This is a genomic window from Archangium violaceum, from assembly GCF_016859125.1.
Classification (GTDB): Bacteria; Myxococcota; Myxococcia; order Myxococcales; family Myxococcaceae; genus Archangium; species Archangium violaceum_A.
The window spans coordinates 6,892,822-6,911,581 of sequence record NZ_CP069338.1; the positions used below are offsets into that span (position 1 = coordinate 6,892,822).

General features: G+C 68.3%; 12 protein-coding genes and 4 pseudogenes. 10 read left to right on the forward strand and 6 right to left on the reverse strand.

The window, feature by feature from the left end; all coding sequences use genetic code 11:
- Positions 1 to 2: 2 nt before the first annotated feature.
- The 8 genes and pseudogenes from JQX13_RS29580 to JQX13_RS29620 all read left to right on the forward strand — a co-directional run bounded on the left by JQX13_RS29580 (position 3) and on the right by JQX13_RS29620 (position 10,135).
- Positions 3 to 2,411, forward strand: coding sequence for a molybdopterin-dependent oxidoreductase (locus tag JQX13_RS29580; protein ID WP_239013929.1), 2,409 nt, complete (start codon positions 3 to 5; stop codon positions 2,409 to 2,411).
- Positions 2,408 to 3,208, forward strand: a complete 801-nt coding sequence (locus tag JQX13_RS29585) for a nitrate reductase cytochrome c-type subunit (RefSeq protein WP_203402832.1) — start codon at positions 2,408 to 2,410, stop codon at positions 3,206 to 3,208. Before JQX13_RS29580 ends, JQX13_RS29585 begins: the two co-directional genes overlap by 4 nt.
- Complete coding sequence (locus tag JQX13_RS29590) at positions 3,205 to 3,594, forward strand: 4Fe-4S dicluster domain-containing protein (protein WP_203402833.1); 390 nt, start codon at positions 3,205 to 3,207, stop codon at positions 3,592 to 3,594. Before JQX13_RS29585 ends, JQX13_RS29590 begins: the two co-directional genes overlap by 4 nt.
- Positions 3,591 to 3,926 (forward strand): hypothetical protein, encoded by a 336-nt coding sequence (locus JQX13_RS29595; protein WP_203402834.1) that lies wholly within the window; start codon positions 3,591 to 3,593, stop codon positions 3,924 to 3,926. The genes JQX13_RS29590 and JQX13_RS29595 overlap by 4 nt, the downstream gene beginning before the upstream one ends.
- Before the next feature lie 87 nt (positions 3,927 to 4,013).
- Positions 4,014 to 4,672, forward strand: a pseudogene (locus JQX13_RS54515) (IS3 family transposase); the annotation flags it as partial.
- A 467-nt stretch (positions 4,673 to 5,139) separates the two neighbouring features.
- Positions 5,140 to 6,466, forward strand: a pseudogene (locus JQX13_RS29610) (hypothetical protein).
- The gene (locus JQX13_RS29615; protein WP_239013930.1) at positions 6,456 to 8,798 is read left to right on the forward strand and encodes a hypothetical protein; all 2,343 of its coding nucleotides are present in this window, start codon (positions 6,456 to 6,458) and stop codon (positions 8,796 to 8,798) included. The pseudogene JQX13_RS29610 and the gene JQX13_RS29615 overlap by 11 nt, the downstream one beginning before the upstream one ends.
- Positions 8,795 to 10,135, forward strand: coding sequence for a hypothetical protein (locus JQX13_RS29620; RefSeq protein WP_203402837.1), 1,341 nt, complete (start codon positions 8,795 to 8,797; stop codon positions 10,133 to 10,135). Before JQX13_RS29615 ends, JQX13_RS29620 begins: the two co-directional genes overlap by 4 nt.
- A gap of 174 nt (positions 10,136 to 10,309) precedes the next feature.
- On the opposite strand, the gene JQX13_RS29625 is transcribed toward JQX13_RS29620, so the two are convergent.
- The 6 genes and pseudogenes from JQX13_RS29625 to JQX13_RS29645 all read right to left on the reverse strand — a co-directional run.
- Positions 10,310 to 11,215, reverse strand: coding sequence for a DUF4328 domain-containing protein (locus JQX13_RS29625; RefSeq protein ID WP_343211156.1), 906 nt, complete (start codon positions 11,213 to 11,215; stop codon positions 10,310 to 10,312).
- Positions 11,216 to 11,286: 71 nt separating this feature from the next.
- A pseudogene (locus JQX13_RS54520) lies at positions 11,287 to 11,433 on the reverse strand (NUDIX hydrolase); the annotation flags it as partial.
- A gap of 392 nt (positions 11,434 to 11,825) precedes the next feature.
- On the reverse strand, positions 11,826 to 12,941 hold the full coding sequence (gene istA / locus JQX13_RS29630) for an IS21 family transposase (protein WP_239013932.1): 1,116 nt from the start codon (positions 12,939 to 12,941) through the stop codon (positions 11,826 to 11,828).
- Between the two features lie 1,389 nt (positions 12,942 to 14,330).
- On the reverse strand, positions 14,331 to 14,801 hold the full coding sequence (locus JQX13_RS29635) for an NUDIX hydrolase (RefSeq protein WP_203402839.1): 471 nt from the start codon (positions 14,799 to 14,801) through the stop codon (positions 14,331 to 14,333).
- Positions 14,798 to 16,285, reverse strand: a complete 1,488-nt coding sequence (locus JQX13_RS29640; RefSeq protein ID WP_239013933.1) for a TIGR02269 family lipoprotein — start codon at positions 16,283 to 16,285, stop codon at positions 14,798 to 14,800. Before JQX13_RS29640 ends, JQX13_RS29635 begins: the two co-directional genes overlap by 4 nt.
- Before the next feature lie 28 nt (positions 16,286 to 16,313).
- Positions 16,314 to 16,655 (reverse strand): annotated as a pseudogene (locus JQX13_RS29645) (hypothetical protein); the annotation flags it as partial.
- 615 nt (positions 16,656 to 17,270) lie between these two features.
- Here JQX13_RS29645 and JQX13_RS29650 point away from each other — a divergent pair.
- Both JQX13_RS29650 and JQX13_RS29655 read left to right on the forward strand, forming a co-directional pair.
- Positions 17,271 to 17,912, forward strand: coding sequence for a prepilin-type N-terminal cleavage/methylation domain-containing protein (locus JQX13_RS29650; RefSeq protein ID WP_203402840.1), 642 nt, complete (start codon positions 17,271 to 17,273; stop codon positions 17,910 to 17,912).
- Positions 17,909 to 18,760 carry a hypothetical protein gene (locus JQX13_RS29655; RefSeq protein ID WP_203402841.1) on the forward strand — a complete coding sequence of 284 codons (852 nt, stop codon included), beginning with the start codon at positions 17,909 to 17,911 and terminating at the stop codon, positions 18,758 to 18,760. Before JQX13_RS29650 ends, JQX13_RS29655 begins: the two co-directional genes overlap by 4 nt.

Genomic DNA, 18,760 nt, shown 5'->3' on the forward strand with positions numbered 1-18,760 from the left:
CCATGGATCGCCGGGACTTCCTCAAGGGTACGGCCATGACGGCGGCGACGCTGGCCGCGAGCCGCCTCGCGTATGGTCAGGAAAGGGCCGCCGCGGAGCCGGCGAGCGGTGATGGCGTGCAGTGGAACAAGGCGCCCTGCCGCTTCTGCGGCACCGGCTGCCACGTCCAGGTGGGCGTGCGCGGCGGCAAGGTGGTGGTCATCGCTGGCGACCAGAAGGCCCCGGTGAACAAGGGCCTGCTGTGTGTGAAGGGCTATCACGTGGGGCTCGCGCTCTATGGGGGTGACCGGCTCACCACGCCGCTGCTTCGCAAGGGCGACAATCAGGTCCCCATCAGCTGGGACGAGGCGCTCGACATCATCGCCCGCCGCGTGCTGAAGGACCCCAAGGGCTTCGGTGTCTACGGCAGCGGTCAGTGGACCATCCCCGAGGGCTATACCGCTTCGAAGTTCGTCAAGGGCGGCCTGGGCACGCACCAACTCGATGCCAACGCGCGTCTGTGCATGGCCTCGGCGGTGACGGGCTTCCTCGCCACCTATGGCGTGGACGAGCCCGCCGGCTGCTACGACGACCTCGACGCCTGTGACGTGCTCATCATGTGGGGCAACAACCCCGCGGAGATGCACCCCGTCCTCTTCTCGCGCGTCATCGACCGGCGCTCGCGCGGGGAGAAGGTCACCCTCATCGACATCGGCACGCGCAAGACGCGCACCAGCGGGTTCTGCGATCACTCCCTGCGCTTCAAGCCGAACACGGACCTGGCCATCGCGTGCGGCATCGCCCACCTGCTGGTGGAGAACGGCACCTATGACAAGGCGTTCATCGAGGCGAACTGCGCCTTCCGCGCCCCCAGCACGCCGCCCACGCTCGAGGGCAAGGCCATCACCTTCGAGGAGTACCGCGAGCTGCTGAAGCCCTACACCCCGGAGAAGGTGGAGGAGATCTCCGGCGTCTCCGCGAAGGACCTGCGGATGCTGGCCGGGCTGTTCGGCCGCCGCGACGTGCGCATCACCAGCCTGTGGTGCATGGGGATGAACCAGCACACGCGGGGCACGGCCATCAACAACCTGGTCCACGGGCTCCACCTGCTCAGCGGGCACTTCGGCAAGCCGGGCGATGCGCCCACCAGCCTCACCGGTCAGCCCTCCGCGTGCGGCACCGTTCGCGAGGTGGGCACGCTCGCCCATGCGCTCCCCGGTGGCCGCGTGGTGGCCAAGGCCGAGCACCGCGCCCAGATGGAGGAGATCTGGAACCTCCCCAAGGGCCGCGTCTCCGACAAGATCGGCTACCACACGGTGGAGATGTGGAAGCGCTTCTCCACGCCCACCGAGCAGGGCGGCGACATCCACACCCTCTGGGTCCAGGTCACCAACCCCGCGCAGACGCTGCCCAACACGCACAAGCTGGTGGACCCCAGCCGCAAGCTCGCGGACAAGTTCCTCATCGTCTCGGATGTCTACCCGTCCGCCACCACGCGCATCGCCGATCTGGTCCTCCCCTCGGCCATGTGGGTGGAGAAGAACGGCATGGTGGGCAACTCCGAGCGCCGCACCCAGCAGTGGTTCAAGATGGTGAACCCGCCCGGTCAGGCCCGTGATGATGCCTGGCAGCTCATCGCCGTCGCTCACCGGCTCTTCGAGCTCGGCTTCGAGGGCATGAAGGACAAGGACGGCCGCTTCCTCTTCGAGGTGAAGGGCAGGGATGGCAAGCCCGTCCCCATCTGGGACTTCGCCCACTACTACGACGTCAACGTCGACGAGCACCTCTTCGAGGAGTACCGGAAGACGACCCGCATCAAGCACAAGGACCTGGCGCCCTATCAGGAGTACGTGAAGGCCCGCGGCCTGCGCTGGCCCGTGGTGCAGCAACCCGACGGCAGCTGGCGCGAGACCCGCTTCCGCTTCGCTGGCTTCGACGACCCGTACGTGAAGAAGGGCCGCGACATCCAGTTCTACCACTCGACCACGCACGACGACCGGGCGCAGATCTGGTTCAGCCCCTACGAGCCCCCTCCCGAGTCACCCGACACGGAGTTCCCGTTCTGGTTGTGCACCGGTCGCGTCATCGAGCACTGGCACTCGGGCACGATGACGACGCGGATTCCGCAGCTCCGGCGCGCCATGCCCCAGGCCTACGTGGAGATGAACAGCGCCGATGCCCGGCGGCTCGGTGTGAGCAACGGGGAGCAGGTGACGGTGGAGACGCGGCGAGGGAAGCTCGACCTGCCGGTGTGGATCGGCGGCCGGGGCGAGCCCGTCGAGGGCTCCCTCTTCGTCCCCTTCTTCGATGAGCGGCTGCTCATCAACGGGCTCACGCTCGACGAGCATGACCCGTTCTCCAAGCAGCCGGATTACAAGAAGTGCGCGGCGCGGGTGCGGCGGCGTGAGCGCGTCGCGGAGAAACAGGGATGAGCACCGGCGGCGAACAGGGGAGTGGCCTCCCGGCGCGCTGGCTCCACGTGGGCGCCGCCGTGGCGGTGACGCTCGCGGCCACCGGGTACTTCGCGGGCATTCGCGCACCCGAGATGCCCGAGCGTCCGGCCGCGTCGGACCCGCACGCGCAACGGGCGGAGCGGGTCTCGAGCTACAGCGAGCTGCGCGAGGCGCGACGCGGGGCCAACGCGCACATGTACGAGGGCGCCATCGCCTCGTTGTCGGAGGAGGCGTTCCCCGTGAAGCCGCTGCCGGTGGCCACCTCCGAGCAGCGCGCGGAGGCCGTGGCTCGGCGCAAGACCCACCGCGCCTACGACGGGGCCCCGCCCACCATTCCGCATGAGATCGATCAGCGCGAGGTCCCCGGCTGTCTGGCCTGCCATGGGGACGGGATGAAGCTGGGCAACCGGGTGGCGCCGAGGATCAGCCATCCACCGTACCAGAGCTGCACACAGTGCCACGTGGTGGGGGAGTCGCCCCGCCCGCTGGCTCCGTACAAGGACGTTCCGGCGAATGGCTTCGTCGGGTTGGACCCGACCGGGAAGGGGGCTCGGGCCTGGCCGGGGGCTCCGCCCACGATGCCGCATCCGACGCACATGCGGAACGAGTGCTCGAGCTGCCACGGTCCCCAGGGGCTCGCCGGGCTGCGGACCTCTCACCCGGAGCGCCAGAACTGCCAGCAGTGCCATGGCTCCTCGGCGCAGCTCGACCAACGCGTCGACGCGAGCAGTGCTCCCGGCGGTTTCGCGCGGGTGGCCCGGGAGGCTCGACCGTGAGCTCACAGGTGACTCTCAGCCGCCGGGCGTTCCTCGGTTTCCTCCGGAAGAAGGAGGAGCCCGTGCGTCCGCCGGAGCCTGCTCCCGCGGAGGGCTTCTCGCTCGAGGCGTTCCATGCCGCTCGGGCGCGGCCGGGTGCGGTGACGGCGCCGGCCAGCCGGATGACCGTGCGGGTGCGTCCCCATCTCTGCCTCGCGTGGCAGGGCTCGTTCTGCAGCACCTGCTCCGAGCGTTGCCCCGTCGAGGGGGCCATCGCCCTCGAGCTGGGCCGCCCGCGCGTGGTGGAGCCGCGCTGCACCGGGTGTGGTCTCTGTATCCAGGTGTGCCCGGCTCCGCTCAACGCCTTCGAGCTCCTTCCCTCCAGCCAGCAGGTCTCCGCTCCATGACAGCAGGTCTCCGTCTCGGGAGAGCCACCCTCGAGGACACTCCGCTCCCCCAACTCCAGGACGCGCTCCTGGACCCGGAGACCCTGGAGCAACTGCTCCAGGACATCCAACGCTGTGCCGTGGTGCAGGAGGTCCTGCTCAAGGGCGGAGCCGTGGAGATGGCCTCCGGGAAGCCCGTTCCGCTCGCCGAGGCCATGGAGGCACTTCGGCGGGAGCAGGTGCTCGGGGTGCAGATCCGCTACTGGTATGACGGGTCGAACTGGTGGGACACGTTGATGCGCACACCGAAGGGCATCCGGTTGATTCGCATCGAGCACCGGCTGGCGGGGTAGAGGCCCGTACCCGGAGTGTGGCGGGTTTGAGCCTGCCCCGGTTTTGTGGACACACCTCATAAGTCGGCTACACGGGAGGTAGTGTTCATGGAGCGAAGGAAGGGGCGGAGTTTCACCCCGGAGTTCAGGGCCGAGGCGGTCCGGCTGGTGCGCGAGGGCAGCAAGAGCTTGCCCCAGGTGGCCAAGGACCTGGACTTGACCGAGTCGGCGCTGCGCAACTGGGTGAATCAGGCGGATGTCGACGAGGGCAAGGGCCCGGCGGGCGCGCTCACCTCGGCCGAGCGGGAGGAACTGGTGCGGCTGCGTAAGGAGAACCGCCAGCTGCAGATGGAGCGTGACTTCCTAAAAAAAGCGGCGGCCTTCTTCGCGAAGGAGGGCTCGACGTGAAGTTCGAGTGCTCCGAGGCGCAGAAGGCCCATTTCCCCATCGACTTCATGTGCGAGCAACTGGGCGTGTCGCGCTCGGGTTACTACGCCTGGAAGGAGCGCCCGGAGTCCGAGCGGGACCAGTCGGACCGGGCCCTGGCCGAGGTGGTGACACAAGTGCATCAGGAGAGCCGAGGCACGTACGGCAGTCCTCGCGTCCACGCGGAGCTGCGTGCCCGCGGGCAACGCGTCAGTCGCAAGCGCGTGGCCCGCCTCATGCGCCAGCACGACATCGCCGCTCGCAAGAGACGTCGCTTCGTGCGCACGACGGACTCACGTCACAACCAGCCCGTTGCCCCCAACCTCCTCGAGCGCAACTTCTTTTTGGCGCCCTCATCCCGGCTCTCCGCGCTACCTCCTCCTACCTCTGCCCGCCAGTTTCAGGCCGCGACGCTCGGCTCGTCCAAATTCCCGCGCTTCTCGGTGAGCATCGACAGGGTCCTCGCCTTGAGAGGGCACCCCCCCCTCCTCAGAGGCTCAATCCTGACTTTTTCAGCAGCCTGCTAGTGTGACGTGCGCCCGAGCGATAGGGCTACTGGCATGGAGCCTAGAAAAGATGGAGAAAGCCGGCGGACGCGCACTATGAAGTCGGGTTGCCGATTCCGACTTTCAAAGTAGATATTTTCAGGCTTATCCTGGTTGTCCTGAATTTTCGCCATCTCCTGCTAGAATGGAGCCCTCAAGAGCTATCGATAAATCACCCGGCGGAGCCGCCAAGTGCCCGGATTTATTGGTTTGGCAGGTGGGCTCCAGCCAATTTATCGATAGCTCTTCAGTTGGAGGCCCTGATGACGTCCACACTGCTGGCGCTGCTGCTGCTGTCCCAGGTGGAAGGGCCTACCACCTCCCCCGCTGGAGCCGAGCCTGCGCCGCTCGCGGATTCCAGGGTTGGAGGGTGGCGCTACCTGACGCGCCTGGAGGCCACGGGGCTGGCGCTGCTGTCGAACGGTGGAAGGGGCGGAGTGGAGGGTTACGCCCAACTGACGCCCATGCTGGTGGTGGACGGTGGTGAAGCGCTCGGCCTCAACCTGGGCCCCGGTGCGGCTGCGTCTGGCAGGCGGCGAGGTGGGCGCCGGGCTGGTGCGCCAGGCGGACTGGGACAGCCTCTCGGACTGGGGCCAGTTGGTGCACGCCCTCAAGCTCGGCTCGGACACCTCCCCGGTAGGGCTGTGGGTGGGGGCCTTGGAGGGCTACAGCCTCCTCTCCGGGCATCTGGTGCGGCGCTACTCCAACCGCGCCAACCCGGACTACCACCCGGCGGGCGCCTCCTTCACGGGCTCCGTCGGCCCCCTCTTCGTGGAGGCCTTCGCCTCGGACGTGCTGGGGGCGCGCCTCATGGGAGCCCAGGCCGAGGTGGATTTGGAGCACCTCTTCACCGGCCCACCACGGCAGCGGGGCCGCTACACCCTGGGGTTGTCGGCGGTGCATGACTGGGGTAGGGCTGGAGGTGCTTCTCCTCCGGTGACGCTGGCCCACCTCGACGGGACGGCGGTGGTGGTGGTGCGCCCAGGCTTCGAGCTGCACGTGCTGGGCGGCTGGGGAGGCCGCCCGGGTGTGGGGGGCGCCTGGGGGGCGGTGGCCGGCGTGGGGGCGGATGCCCTCTCTGCCACCCTGGACATGAAGCTGCGGCTGGAGGTGCGGCGGCAGCAGGGGGGCTTTCGCCAGGGGTACTTCGGCCCGGACTACGAGCTGGGGCGCCTGAGCGCGGTGGGCACGCCCGGGTTGCCGCTGGCGCAGGCGCTCTTCCCCGAGGGGTTTTCCACCTACGCCGAGGCGGTGGTGGCCTGGGACGGGGTGCGGCTAGGTGGGCTGCTGCAACGCCACCTGTCCCTCTCCGTGGGCGCGGAGGTGTTCGGCTGGGGACGGGTGGACGTGGACGGGCGCCTCGCGGCACAGTTGGCCAACCGCAACCTGGAAGTCGCCCTGAGCGGGCTGGCGCTGGGGCTGGGCCAGCCAGGGGCACGCCACCTGTACTCGGGCCAGGTGCGCTGGCGCTTCGGCCACAAGCTGTACGCGCTGGCTGAGGGCGGCACCCTGCTGTTCCCGAAGCCGGACGGGGCATTACGCCCGGGTGCTTTCGCCTCGCTGGGCCTGGGAGTGGACAATGCGCGCTGAGGCCCCGGCGCGCATATGGGCGGCGCTGCTGCTGGGGGCCGTGCTGCTCTCCACCGGCTGCGTCACGCTGGCGCCGCGACAGGGCGGCAGCACTGCCGAGGGCCCCCGTGCTCTGTCCACGTTGAGAGAGGCGGGGGGCAGTACACCCGCGCTTGAGGCGCCTTCCCCCCTTGCTTCCACGGAGGCGGGCGAGCGCGCCCTCTCCGCCGAGCCGGGCGAGCAGGAGCGGCTGCACCGCCGCCGCAGCGCACGCGGGCTGGGCCCGGACGCGGTCCTGGAGAGCTCGGGCGAGGCTCCCGCGTACGAGGTGGCCAGCACGGGGGCTGCCCCCCAGGAGCCGCGCTCGTGCGGAGGGCAGGCCTTGCCCCCAGGCTGGCCCGACTTCTCCGCCGACGACAGCGAAGCACTCCTCGCCCCCTTCCTCACGTGCACCTCGCCCGCGGAATACGTCGCGTTCCAGGAGCGCGTGGACATGCCACGGCTAGTGGAGTCGCTGACGGACTGGGATGCCGTGCGACTCGGCTCGCTGGGACCCGTGCGAGAGGACGCGGCCGGCATTCTCAACCGCAAGCGTCTCGCGTTCATCCTTCATGCCACGGACAAGTATGGAGTCGCCCATGCCGAGGTGTTCGTCCGCTTCCTCCTCGACTCGGCCTATGACGATGAGCTGCGGGAGATCTTCTTCTGGCTGGCCCAGGACAAGCGGCTGGACACCACGCTGGGGCTGATGCCCAGGGCCCGTGCGGAGTTGGACGCGCGGAGCCTGAAGCTCTCGGCCCGTCCGGACAGGGACTTCCAACCCGGAGACCTGATGCGGGGGGCAGGCCGCGCCGTCACCGATCTGCTCACCCATGAGCAGGAGAAGAATGCCTGGTACACCCACTACACCCGGCAACGAGGCCAGCTCCCACCGTCCTACCAGGAGGACCTCGACGAGGTGGAACGAGAGGCGGCGAAGCAGCACTTCTCGGCGGGCAACGTGGTGCTGGGCAGCGTGGACCACCTCACCTTTGGCGTGCCGCTCGGCTTCTACTACCTCGGGGCGGGTACGGGCCACGGGCTGTACTCGCTCTCGCAGGGCGAGTACGAGCAGGCCATTCGCGAGCTGACTCCCGTCGCGCTGCTGGCAACCCTGTATGTGGGGGGCAAGGGCGTGCGCACTCTCTACGAGGCCCGGGGAGGAGGAGCCGGACTCCAGCGGGGACTCGAGACGGTGCGGGTGCGAGTGAGTCTCCTCGCGGAGAGGACGCGGGAACTGCAAGCACGGCTGGGCGCGGGCGTGGAGGGCCTGCGAGAGCTGGCCCGCTACATACAAGCCAGCCGCGAGGCGGGGCGCTTCGTGGCCGTGGGAGGGGCAGACGCCGCGCTGGCGCTGTACGAAGCCCGGGGAAATGTGGCCAGTGCACGGCCCCTCATGTCCAAGGCCAAGCCCGGATCCACGGGCTCCCCGCCCACGAAGAGCGGGGCAGGCGCCGGGGAAGTCGCTGGTGCGGCGGACGAAGCCGTACGTTCCGTCCCAAAAAAGGCCCGTGCTGCGGAGGGCCAGGGCACCCTGGCCTCGCTGGTGGATGAGGGGGTTGGCCACACGCGGGAGGTGGTGGAGGCGAAGCTCGCGGCGGTGGAGCTCGAGGCCACGGGCCCGCGCCTGCCCAAGGACGTGGGCGTGCTGAATCAGCACCGCCCCGCCCTTGACGCCCCGCCGCCCGAGGCCCGGGGCAACCCGCGCTGGCTCGAGTATGTGGACTACTACGAGAAGCGCCTCCGCGAGGTGGAGCAGGGCACGGCCGCCAAGGGCCCCCTGAAATGGGAGGGCTACGAGCGGCTGCGCGGGTGGTTTGCCCGGGGCATGGCCTTCGAGCGCGACATGGTGAAGCTGCTGCGAGAGGACGCATTGAAGCCTCGGGCCGAGCGCCGCTTCCTCGGGGACTTCGACAGGCCCCGCATTGAAACGCAGGTGGGCGTGAGGAAGCCGGGCCCCGGCTTGCGCTACGCGGACGTGCTCGTCATCGAAGAGGGTGCGCTCGGCGGGCGGCCACGTCGCGTGGAGACGTTCAGCTTCAAGAGCCGAGATCTCTCGGGGCTAGGGAGAGACGCTTTGACGGCGCGGATGATTGAGGACACGAGTGAAGCTTTGCGGAAATACGGCGAGATCCTGGACATCCGCCGGGACTCCCTCCAGTCCCTTCTCCGCGAGGGCGGTAAGGTGCCCGTCCAGCGGGTCCGCCTCGTCTACGAGGGGAGCGATCTCAAGCCCACGAATCCAGACTTCTTGAAGAGTGCCGTGAACGAAACCAAGAAAGCCGTTCCGGGAGTGGAGGTGTTGTTCCAATGAAGGTGCTGGAGTTTTACGGCGTGAAGCCGGAGGACAGCCTCCTGCTAACCTTCGACGGTGCCTTCAGTCCACAAGCGGCACTGGAGCGCGAGCTGGCGCCCTTTCTTCAGGCGCTCGAGGAGTACGCCGATGGGTGGATGCCGGACGTCGTCAAAGGCAAGCGGCAACGCAAGTACGCCCGCGCCGCCGTTTGGAAGGCCTTGGAAGAGCGGGGCAGCGAAAGATACACGCATTGTGGGCTCTATCGGACGCAGTGGCCCGCGCTGGACATGTCTCTTGGTCTCAGCCTACGGTCACTTCCGCATGGGCTGGACATCATGGTTGGGGTGAAGCCTCTCTCCTTCTTCGCGGAAGCTGAGCGCTGTCACCACTTAGTGGAACTGGTGCGCGCATGGGCCTCTCGGTACCCGGTTACCTATGCCATGACCCACAGTACCGATGACAGGGCATTGGCGGGCGCTCCCAATTTCGGCCGTGATGATGAAGCCTTGTACAGAGATGGGTTCGACAGGATCTACGAGGTGTGCTGGCTCAACGTCTTCGGCCCCAAGCTTGTGGAAACGGTCGGTCGCGAGCGCATGCTGTCCACGCCAGCTCACCGGGTGGAGGAACTCCCCAACGGCTCCATCCTCCTGGTGACGTGGCCCACCGTGGCGGACTTCGCCAGCAAGGAGGCACGGCGCGCACAGGCCCGCGCTCACGCCCACCTTCGGCCCGACCTCGACTTCGACACCATTCTACGCACCTTGTATGAGCGCAGTGCCATGCTCGCCCCTGTGGAGCCCCGCTTCCATCCGGACCTGGCCCCGCTCCTCTCGCGTGTGGTGGACCGCGCCGCCAGTCACGAGCGCCAGCGGAGGATTGCCGAACTCAACGCGTGGCAACCCCCCGAGCCCGAGGAGTGGCGCCCCGCCGACTCCGCCCAGCCCCCGGACGTGGACAACCTGGAGCGCGCTCTCGAGTATTACAGCGACCTCGCTGAGCACCTCGTGGCGCTGCTGCACTCGGAGGTGCCCTCCGTCTTCGATGCAACGCCCGAGTCGCTCACGGAGGCCGACTTCTACTTCTGGCGCGAGGAATTCCCGAAGAGCCGCCTGCGGGAAGCCATCGACGAGCACGCGGTGCCCGCCATTGGCGCGTACCTAGGCGAGGTGCTGGTGCGCAATCTGGGCGGCAGATGGATTCCGCGCCAGAAGCTCGAGGAGGCACAGGTGCTTGTGGGCAACCGCGTGTGGTTGCCCTTCGCCAGGGCCCGCCACTACATGCACTCGCGACAGGCGCTGCTCGACTACTCTCTCACCCAGTTCTACCGCGTGGCCGAGCGGCACCGGAACTGAGAACCGGCTGGGGCATCGAGACATGTCCCTGAGAGGTTAGCGCCCTGTACAGGAGAGGCGCGGCCACCGGGAGGCCAGTAGTTCGCGGTGGTCGGCCAGCCGGATGCCCGACTCGCGGGCACTGAAAGACACCTCTGGTCCGAGGCTATTGTGAAGGTCAGTGGAAGATGCGACTCAGAGGCCGCTCCTGCGAACTTCGAGGCGCTCCTGCACTTCTCGGACGATCCGTATGCAGAGGAAAGCAGCCACGATGGTGCAGATCATCGAAACGAGTTGAACCATGTACACCTTGAGCGCGAGCGATGGATGTAGCATCCGCATCGACATGCGAGCAGCCTGCATCGCCAGCATTCGCGAGAGGATGAAGGCAATCCACCATGTGCCCAGACGCAGCGAAGCGCCGAGTGGCTTGCCCCCCAGTTCCTCCACTATGCTCCGTACCACACGGTACGGCTTGACGAGATTCACCAACGGTACGAACCAGCAACCCACGGCCCAAGTTGGCGTCGCCCCCACATCCCTACCCCATGCGTTCACTTGCCGGACAACCGAGTGCAGCCACAGGAGGTACGTGACCGTCGTCACACCCCACACCACGAAGCTTACGTAATTCAAAAAGGTTCCGGTGGCCCCGAGGATCTCCAAGGTCTTCGTGGACTCACGTGCACCGGGCACAAGAATGCCCCAGAGATAGAGGAGTACGTGGCCGGTCGCCAAAACTCCCAAAATGCGGAGGAACAGAGCAACCCACCGGGCGCGAGCTGCCGAGGAGGGGACCAGGGCTGCGTACTTGCGAACGCACTCCCAGCAGTTCCCACTCGCGCGAACGCAGCGGGCGCAGACGTACAGCCCGCAGCGTTCGCATGTCCGCACTGCTTCCACCTCTGAGTGAGCAGGGCATAGCGGCTGAAGAGTAGGTGAAGTCTCGGAAGTATCTGCCATGGCAACGGAGTAGAAGAGTTGGTCTTGGCCGGTTACGTGGCCAGTGGGGTCAGGATGCCGACTTCTGCGGTAAGGTTGCAAGGTCGAAATCCGCTCATCCTGACTGATGCCCATCAACCAGCCGGTCCAAATCTCCATCAACAAGCGTGTGCGGTAACACCCGAGTAGGTGCTGCCACCGCAGTGGCCCGGCTCGACCAAGGCTTGGGGCTAAACTGTTTCGTCGGGCAGGAGCGTGAGCAGCAACTCGTCGTCGGGGCCAAGCGGGCGCCAGACGGGCGGCGGTGGCGCGGCGCGGAGCGCTACCCTGGGCTGCTTGACACGCTCCTCATGCGTTTCTGGCGTATAGGTCGTCCAACGGGTGTTGGCGTTCACGAGGAAGCGCGGGAATTTGGACCGGGAAGCCGGAGGTTGTCACCACCGCCCAGCAAGGGGACCACTTCCACCGAAATCACCGGTCCCCGGGAACCACCCCGCACGGCCGTTCGATGTGGCCAGGCCGGGCAGCGAGAAGCTCGGAGAGCGGAGCGCCTGTTCCGCTTCCTCTTCCGCACGAGCAGCCGCTACAAGCTCCAGAGCGGACCGCGCAGCATCACGCGCGGGCCGTTCGGGAGCCACTGGGGGCTCGGGGGCTGTAGGCCCCCGCCCCGGACCCGGGTACCGGTGATTTCGGCGCAAAGGGGAGCCCCAGCTCGTCGGCGGCGACAGGAGGTGTGCCGGGGGTCTGGCCTCCCGAGTCGAGGTGAGGCTCAGCGCTTGGACTTCGCCTTCCTGGTCGTCGCGGCCTCCTCGGCCTCGCGGCGGCGGTAGCTTTCGCCTTCGATAGCGAGGACGTCCGCGTGGTGGATGACGCGGTGGGTGAGGGGCTTCTTCACCAGGGTGTGTGGAATGGAGTAGTCGTTGGAGTCGAAGCGCACGTAGGGCGTCTTGCCGGAGGCGACGGGGCGCACCACGTCCGTGGGAAACGGGTGGGCGGGCATGGGCAGCAGCCGCGGGCGCTCCTCCTCGAGGGCCGTGGCGACGGTGCGCCCGGTGACGTCGCCGGGCAATTGGCGCGCGTGGGCCACCTCGGCCGTCCACCGCGCCGCTTGAGCGTTGAGGTCATCCACGCCGCTGAAGGTGCGCGCGGCGAAGAAGGAGTCGCGCAGGTAGCGGATGGTGCGCTCCACCTTGCCCTTCTCGTTGCCGCGGTAGGGGGCACAGGGCTTGGGGGCGAAGTGGTAGTGGCCGGCCAATTCCAGCAGGCGCGGGTGGAAGCGGATGGCGTCGCCGGCGCGCTCGAGCACCACGGACTTCAAGTTGTCGTACAGCAGCGCGCGCGGCACGCCCCCCAGCGCCTGGAAGGCCAGCACGTGGCCCTTGAGGAAGCTCTCCAGCGTCATGTCGAGGAAGAAGCGCGCGTAGAGGGCGCGGCTGTGGCCCAGCACCATGACGAAGCAGCACAGGGGGCGGCGCGTGTTACCCACGGGCAGCGTGCCGAAGTGCCCCCAATCCACCTGGGCCTCCTCGCCCGGAAGCGTGCCGCGGCGCAGGAAGGCCTCGGCGCGAGAGGTGGGGCGCACCGTGCGCACGTAGCGGCGCACCTGGAGCGGGCCACCCACGTAGCCGCGCGCCTTCACCATGTGGAAGAGGCGCATGGCGGTGAGGCGTGGGTGGGCCTCCAGGGTGGCTTGGATGAAGTCCTTGTAGGCATCCAGCAGCGTGGGCCTGACGGACTTCACCCCCGTGCCGCTGACGCGCTCGAGCGTCAGGGCGCGCCGGACGGTGTCGTGGTGCACGCCCAGCTCGGAGCAGATGGTGCCCACCTTCCAGTGCTCGGCGAAGTGCAGCCGGCGGATGCGGGCGGCGAGCTCGGGGGAAATCATGGGCCCACCTCACGGCGGACGGGCAGCCCTGAGGCGCCGGCCCACGTGGGTGCGCGCAAGGGGGGTGTGGCGCAGGAAGGGACTCTGACGCCCGCACGAGGTGCAGGCGGGGATGGAGGGCGGCGGTGCATGCGGAAGTGGCCTCGCTGCGCTCGGCTCCTCGACCACCTGCGTGGCGGCCGGGGCTGGCGCGACGGGCACACTCGCCGTCTGTGCCTCGGCGGCGGAAGAACGGCAGCGTCACTTTCTCTCGCTGGCGCTCCCGCCAGGCCGCCTGCCGCGCGGCATGCGCGTGCCGTCCGTCCCGGGTGCGCTGGTAGCGCGCACCCGCCGCGCGCATCGACTCCGCTCGCGCCCTTCGACTGCACGGCGGCCCGCAGTAGCGCTGGCCACGGTCACACGCGGAGCAGAGGAAGAACACCTGCCGGCACTCGGGCCGGCCGCACACCACGAAGCGCAGCGCCTCCAACAGGGGCTCCTCGCACGCGCCCGCTTGTGGCGCCGCGCCCCGGAGTGCGCTACCTCTTGCTCATCGGCCCGCCCGACTCGCACACCAGGGCGCGCCTCCAGGACGGCCCTCCAGTTGCATCTGGTGGGCCTTCCGTCTTTCTGGGCGCGCGCGGTCGTGGACTCCACCGGCGCATTCCCCCCCTCTCCACTTCTCGGCCGAACCCACCGCAGGGAGTGGTCTTGAAGTCAGGCAACTCCCGGCGACCCATGACCAGGAATCCGCGCTTCCTGGTGACCATCAACAGGGGCGGGGCGTGCGCGCATACATGGTGGGATTGGCCCTTACGGGGCCTCGGGCGCGCCGTGTCCCTCGCGGAGCTGGGAGTGGCCATCGGACCGCCGGGTAAGCATTGGCAGCGGGGTCCTGCCGCACCCCCGAACGGGAGGCCGGTTCGAACCGTGAAGGGTGCTGCTACACAGCTACACCGCTGTTTGACGGGACGCGACGTATTGCGCCTACCGTCCGCACAAGTGCTTGATTTTCCTGGCGACGATTCACCACGTGGCACCGGGCATGATGTGATTTGCCGGCTTCGAATCCCGCCCTGGGCACGCTGAATGAGCCTCCAAATCCTTGAGACTTGGGGGCTCTTTCATTTCTACGCGGCGCCCTCCTGGTCATGTGCCCCCAATGGGCTCATCGGGCGCACAACGTCCAGGGCCCGCATAGCATCCTTCTTCACGTTCGGGCTGAGATGGGCGTAGCGCATCGTCATGTCGGCGGAAGACGCTGCGCTTCACGATGAGGCGGCCGGCCGTCATGTCCACGCAGTCCGCAACGTAACGTTTCCTCAGTAGCGGTCGCCTGCCGTGTACGCTGGGCTCGCCAGAGCCCATGTCTCGTCGGAGGCTGCTCTCTCCTGGAGGAGTAGGGGAGGTTCAAACTTCCTCGTCCGGCAGAAGCGTACGCAGCAACTCGTCGTCGGGCCCGAGCGGGAGCCATCCGGGCGGCGGCGGCATGGCGAGGAGTGCATCGCCGACCTTGTCGGCTCGGTCCTTATGGGTTTCTGGGGTGAAGGCAACCCACGCGCCGAGTGCATGGGCGACGTCGAAACGGTTGGCGTCGTCGAGCACGGCCGGCCAGCCGTTTGGGAGACACGCCCACAGTTCGCGCACGAGTTGTCCGCGCACAAGGCGTGTGACCTGATTGCTCCGCTCCGCTTCGGCTACCAGTCCTTTGAACACCTGCACTCCTGCGACGTCGTCCGGACCAAGCTCCTTGGCCAGAGCCACCAGCGAGGCAGTGGGGCGCGCTTCGGCGAAGGCCGTGAGTGAATCGTAACCCTGCTCACGGACGCGCTCGTACAGGCGCACTACCCAGTTGCCCTGCCAAGGATGTCCATCTGTCATGGCCCTCTCCACGGGATGAAACTCATCGGGATGTAGTACGCCTCCATACGCCCCGCGACGATCTTCAGGATTTCGTTCCGCGTCAACATCCGGCCCGCTCTGGACTCGGCTCTTCCCAACACCTCCATGATCATCTGGTTCCATTCACCGGGCCATGTGCGGCCCAGTTTCCAATCGCCACCGCCGTGGATGGCCTCGTGGTGCGCCCGCTCCATCCCGACGCAGAACTCGTCAATGTCCATCTCGCCCGTGAAGCCGCGCTTCTCGAACCACTCGCGGAACTCCTTCGGCAGGACGTGGTGCCGCGGTGGCTCGGCCATGCCAGCCCCCGCCTTGCCCGTCTCGTGCATGGCTCCCACCTCGGGCCCATCTCCCAGCGCGTCGCGCACGCCTCGCGGCAGCTCGCCGTGCGCCTGCGCGAGCATCACCTGGCCCGCCTGAATCCGCACGGCGGCGCTGACGACGGGCAGCGAGAGGACACCCGCGCGCACCAACTGGCGCACCATCTCCACCCACTCGGCGGACACGACAATCCGCGTGCCCATCATCACCCCGTCGCTACCCACTGAGAGTCCAATGCCCACCAGGGCGGGAGCGGACGGAGGCAGCAAGGGCAGCGAGAACCTCATCGTCGAGAGCATCGTGACAGTCTCGATGGCGTCCTTGAGCACCAGCATCTTCTGGAGGTGCTCCGCCGCCACGCGCATTCTCTCCACGGTGGCGGCGAATTCGCTGGTGAGGTGGCCCACCAACGGCGGCACGCCTCGCGCCGCGGCCTCCACCTGCCCGTGCTCCCGGGAGGAGAGCGCCGTCATCGCGGGCTCGAGCATCTCCTGCCTGCGCCACATGTCCGCGAAGAGCGTCTCCACGGGGTAGAGGTGCTGTTCGAGCGCGACGTCGGCGAGGTTGAGGAAGTCGAGCCAGACGGCGAGCAGGAGCGAGCCCACCATGGCGGCTTCCAGCCGTGGGCCGGCCACGCGCAACAGGGCGAGCTGCATGTCCGGGTCCTCCACCTCCGAAGCGGCGTTGGCCAGCCGGGTGGCGGCGGCGAGCTGGGCCTCCAACCATCGCAGTTGCGTGGCGCCGTAGTCGGCGTAGCGGAGGAAGACCCCGTTTCCGCTGGCGAGGCCCCGGCCACCGGCGTTGAGCCGGGCGAGCTCGCCGGAGATGCGGCGGGTGGAGCCTGACACTTCGCGAATGACACCACGAAACGCCAACTGGGCCGCGAGGGCCCTCTGCCGCGCCTCCCTTTCCGCGCTGTCCGGGCCTGCCGCCGTCACCTCCTCACGGGCGGCCCGGCTCCGGTGCAACCGCTGCGGTGTCTCGGACTCAGGCGTTGATACGAGGATGCGCGGAGACTCGACACCCGGCCCCTGGGCCGATGCTGGCCCAGGGGCTTCGCGCGGCGTGTAGCGCAGGCTCGTCCCCCTGCCGGGCGGTGGCGTTGACGCGCAGCCGGTGGACAGCAGGGCCAGGGCGAGCACAAGGCCCACCCACCGGGCCCGTGACGAGTCAGCGCGTATTGTCTACCCCCAGGCCCACGGAAACGAAGGCCCCCGGGCGCAGCGCGCCTTCCGGAAGCAGCAGCGTGCCGCCCGTACCCAGCGCGTACAGGCGCCCCCCGAAGAGGCGCCAGCGCACCTCGGCCCCGTCCATGTAGCGCGCTCCGGGCAGCCCCATGCCCACCGCCAAGCCCTCCACCGCCACCTCGAGGTTGCGGTTGAAGAGCTGCACCGCCACGCGCCCGTCCACGTCGAAGCGGCCCCAGGTGAATGCCTCGGCGCCCAGTGAAAGCTGCAAGTGCCGTTGCAGCCCGCCGTAGCGCACGGCATCCCAGCCCACCACCGCCTCGCCGTTGCCCTTCCGACTGTCGTTGGGTTGGGCTTCTTGGCCGTCTCTTCCTGCCTGCGCGCTGATGAGCACGCAGGCGTTGAACTCCGAGGCCGTCCGGAATGGCATCAAGGACATCCTGCTCAACCACGCGCAGCTGTGGGATGCCCTTCGGTCCAAGATGGGCGCGGGATCCACAACGGGGGCGGAGCCGTAGGCTGCGATCGCAGGCTTCACCTGAAAGTCACCGCCGTCCGTTGGCGCCAGGTTTGGGGCGGACGGACGGACTCACATCTGGATGGAGCCGGTCCGGTGGATTGGGCTCCAGCGGGGGATTTTTCACCGGGTGTACCGCTCCCGGCAGGGGGTTTTGCTACGGGGTATCTCGGGGCTGGAGCTTGTCGCCTCTATGTGCCCCCGGCGGTGGCGGGTAAGGGTGCGTCCTGCTTGAGGTTTTTCCACCGCCATGGCTGGGTTCTCCCCCTGTCCGGTGGACGGGCGGGCATGGGAGATTGACGCGATGCGGCTCGCCGCCCGCTCCAACGCATCTTTCTCATCCGATGATATTTTGGTGCGGATACTGGATTCCCGGTGTCCACTCGCGGCTCCCGCCGCGGCCCGTTCTCCTCAGGGTCCCTCATGCGCCGTCCGTTTACCCAGCAGCGTCGTGGCTTCTCCCTCATCGAGCTGATGATCGTCGTGGGCATCATCGGCATCCTCGCCGCGGTGGCCGTCCCGAACTACATGCGGTTCCAGGCCCGCTCCAAGCAGGCGGAGGCCAAGTCCAACCTGCGGACCTGGTTCACCGCCCAGCGCGCCTACCTGCTGGAGAAGGGCGTGTACCTGGAGGCCCACAGGGAAGTCGGCTTCCTGCCGGAGCGCGGCAACCGCTACGCCTACTATTTCTCTCCCGACCGGAGGTGCGAGGAGCGCAAGGCCGGCGGCGCCGTCACCCCACCCGAGTCCGCCAACTGCATCACGGCGGACGAGGGGAAGCACACGCTCCGCACCGCCATTCCGGACCCCATGCCGGTCAGCTTCTCCTGGACGACGGGCGGAGGTGGGAACCCGAAGTCCCCGGGCCTCTCGGGGAATTGCCCCGGCTGCAACATCGATGCGTTCGCGGTGGGTGACATCGACAACGAAGGCGGCGGGCTCGACACCTGGCACATCGCCACCAAGGACTCCCAGTTGAGCACGCCCCCCTGTGGTAATAACGAGGTCATGAACGTCGCGGGCGTGCCGTTCAACACCTTCAACGACGTCGATTGCGACCGGTGAGCTCCGGAGAGCGTCCCACTGCACGAGATCTGGAGCTGCATGCCGCGGGGGCTCCGCCCGTGCCGAGGATGCTCCTGCCTCCCGGCGGCGAGGCCCTGGCCATGCTGGTGCGCCGGGGCTTCCAGCCCACCGTGGCCCCGTTGGATCTGCCATTTCCGCCGGACCTCGAGGGCGAGGCGGCCGAACGGCTGGCGGAGCATCTCGGCCACTACGCCTTCCGGCTCTTCCTCCGGGGCGCCATCCTGCGGCGCGGGAGCTTCTCGCCCACCGAGGCCACGCGTTACCTCGGAGCCGCGCAGGCCGCGAAGGTGGCCGAGGACCTGGTGTCGCTCGGGCTCGCGGAGCGCGAGGACGGTGGGCGCTACCGCCTGCGCTATCCGGCCCACAACTTCGGCCCCACGCTCGAGTGGTACGTGGCTCGCGAGCTGCGCGGGCGGCTGGGCTTCGACGTGGCCGTGGGCGTGAAGTTCCACGCGCCCGAGGTGGGCGGAGACCTGGACGTGGTGGCCGCGGCGGAAGGCCGGCTGCTCTACCTGGAGATGAAGTCCTCGCCGCCCAAGCACCTGGCTCCGGACGAGGTGGGCGCCTTCTTCCGGCGCGTGCGCGCGCTGCGCCCCCACCTGGCCCTCTTCGTCATGGACACCGCGCTGCGGCTGTCCGACAAGGTGCTGCCGCTGCTCCAGGCCGAGCTGAGCACCCAGCCGCCCCCGCCGCCCCGGCGCGTGGTGCGTGAGGTGTGGGCGCTGACGCCGCACCTCTACGTCGTCAACGCGCGGCAGGACCTGATGGGCAACATCGCCCTGGCCATCGCCGAGGGATTGCGCGCGCTCTCACCGCCCCCACCGTGA

What these genes read in the sequence shown, in the direction of transcription:
- JQX13_RS29580 (WP_239013929.1), top strand. Translation starts at nt 3, where the DNA reads ATGGATCGCCGGGACTTCCTCAAGGGTACGGCCATGACGGCGGCGACG.
- JQX13_RS29585 (WP_203402832.1), top strand. Translation starts at nt 2,408, where the DNA reads ATGAGCACCGGCGGCGAACAGGGGAGTGGCCTCCCGGCGCGCTGGCTC.
- JQX13_RS29595 (WP_203402834.1), top strand. Translation starts at nt 3,591, where the DNA reads ATGACAGCAGGTCTCCGTCTCGGGAGAGCCACCCTCGAGGACACTCCG.
- JQX13_RS29615 (WP_239013930.1), top strand. Translation starts at nt 6,456, where the DNA reads ATGCGCGCTGAGGCCCCGGCGCGCATATGGGCGGCGCTGCTGCTGGGG.
- JQX13_RS29620 (WP_203402837.1), top strand. Translation starts at nt 8,795, where the DNA reads ATGAAGGTGCTGGAGTTTTACGGCGTGAAGCCGGAGGACAGCCTCCTG.
- JQX13_RS29625 (WP_343211156.1), bottom strand. Translation starts at nt 11,215, where the DNA reads ATGGAGATTTGGACCGGCTGGTTGATGGGCATCAGTCAGGATGAGCGG.
- istA (WP_239013932.1), bottom strand. Translation starts at nt 12,941, where the DNA reads ATGATTTCCCCCGAGCTCGCCGCCCGCATCCGCCGGCTGCACTTCGCC.
- JQX13_RS29635 (WP_203402839.1), bottom strand. Translation starts at nt 14,801, where the DNA reads ATGACAGATGGACATCCTTGGCAGGGCAACTGGGTAGTGCGCCTGTAC.
- JQX13_RS29650 (WP_203402840.1), top strand. Translation starts at nt 17,271, where the DNA reads ATGCGCCGTCCGTTTACCCAGCAGCGTCGTGGCTTCTCCCTCATCGAG.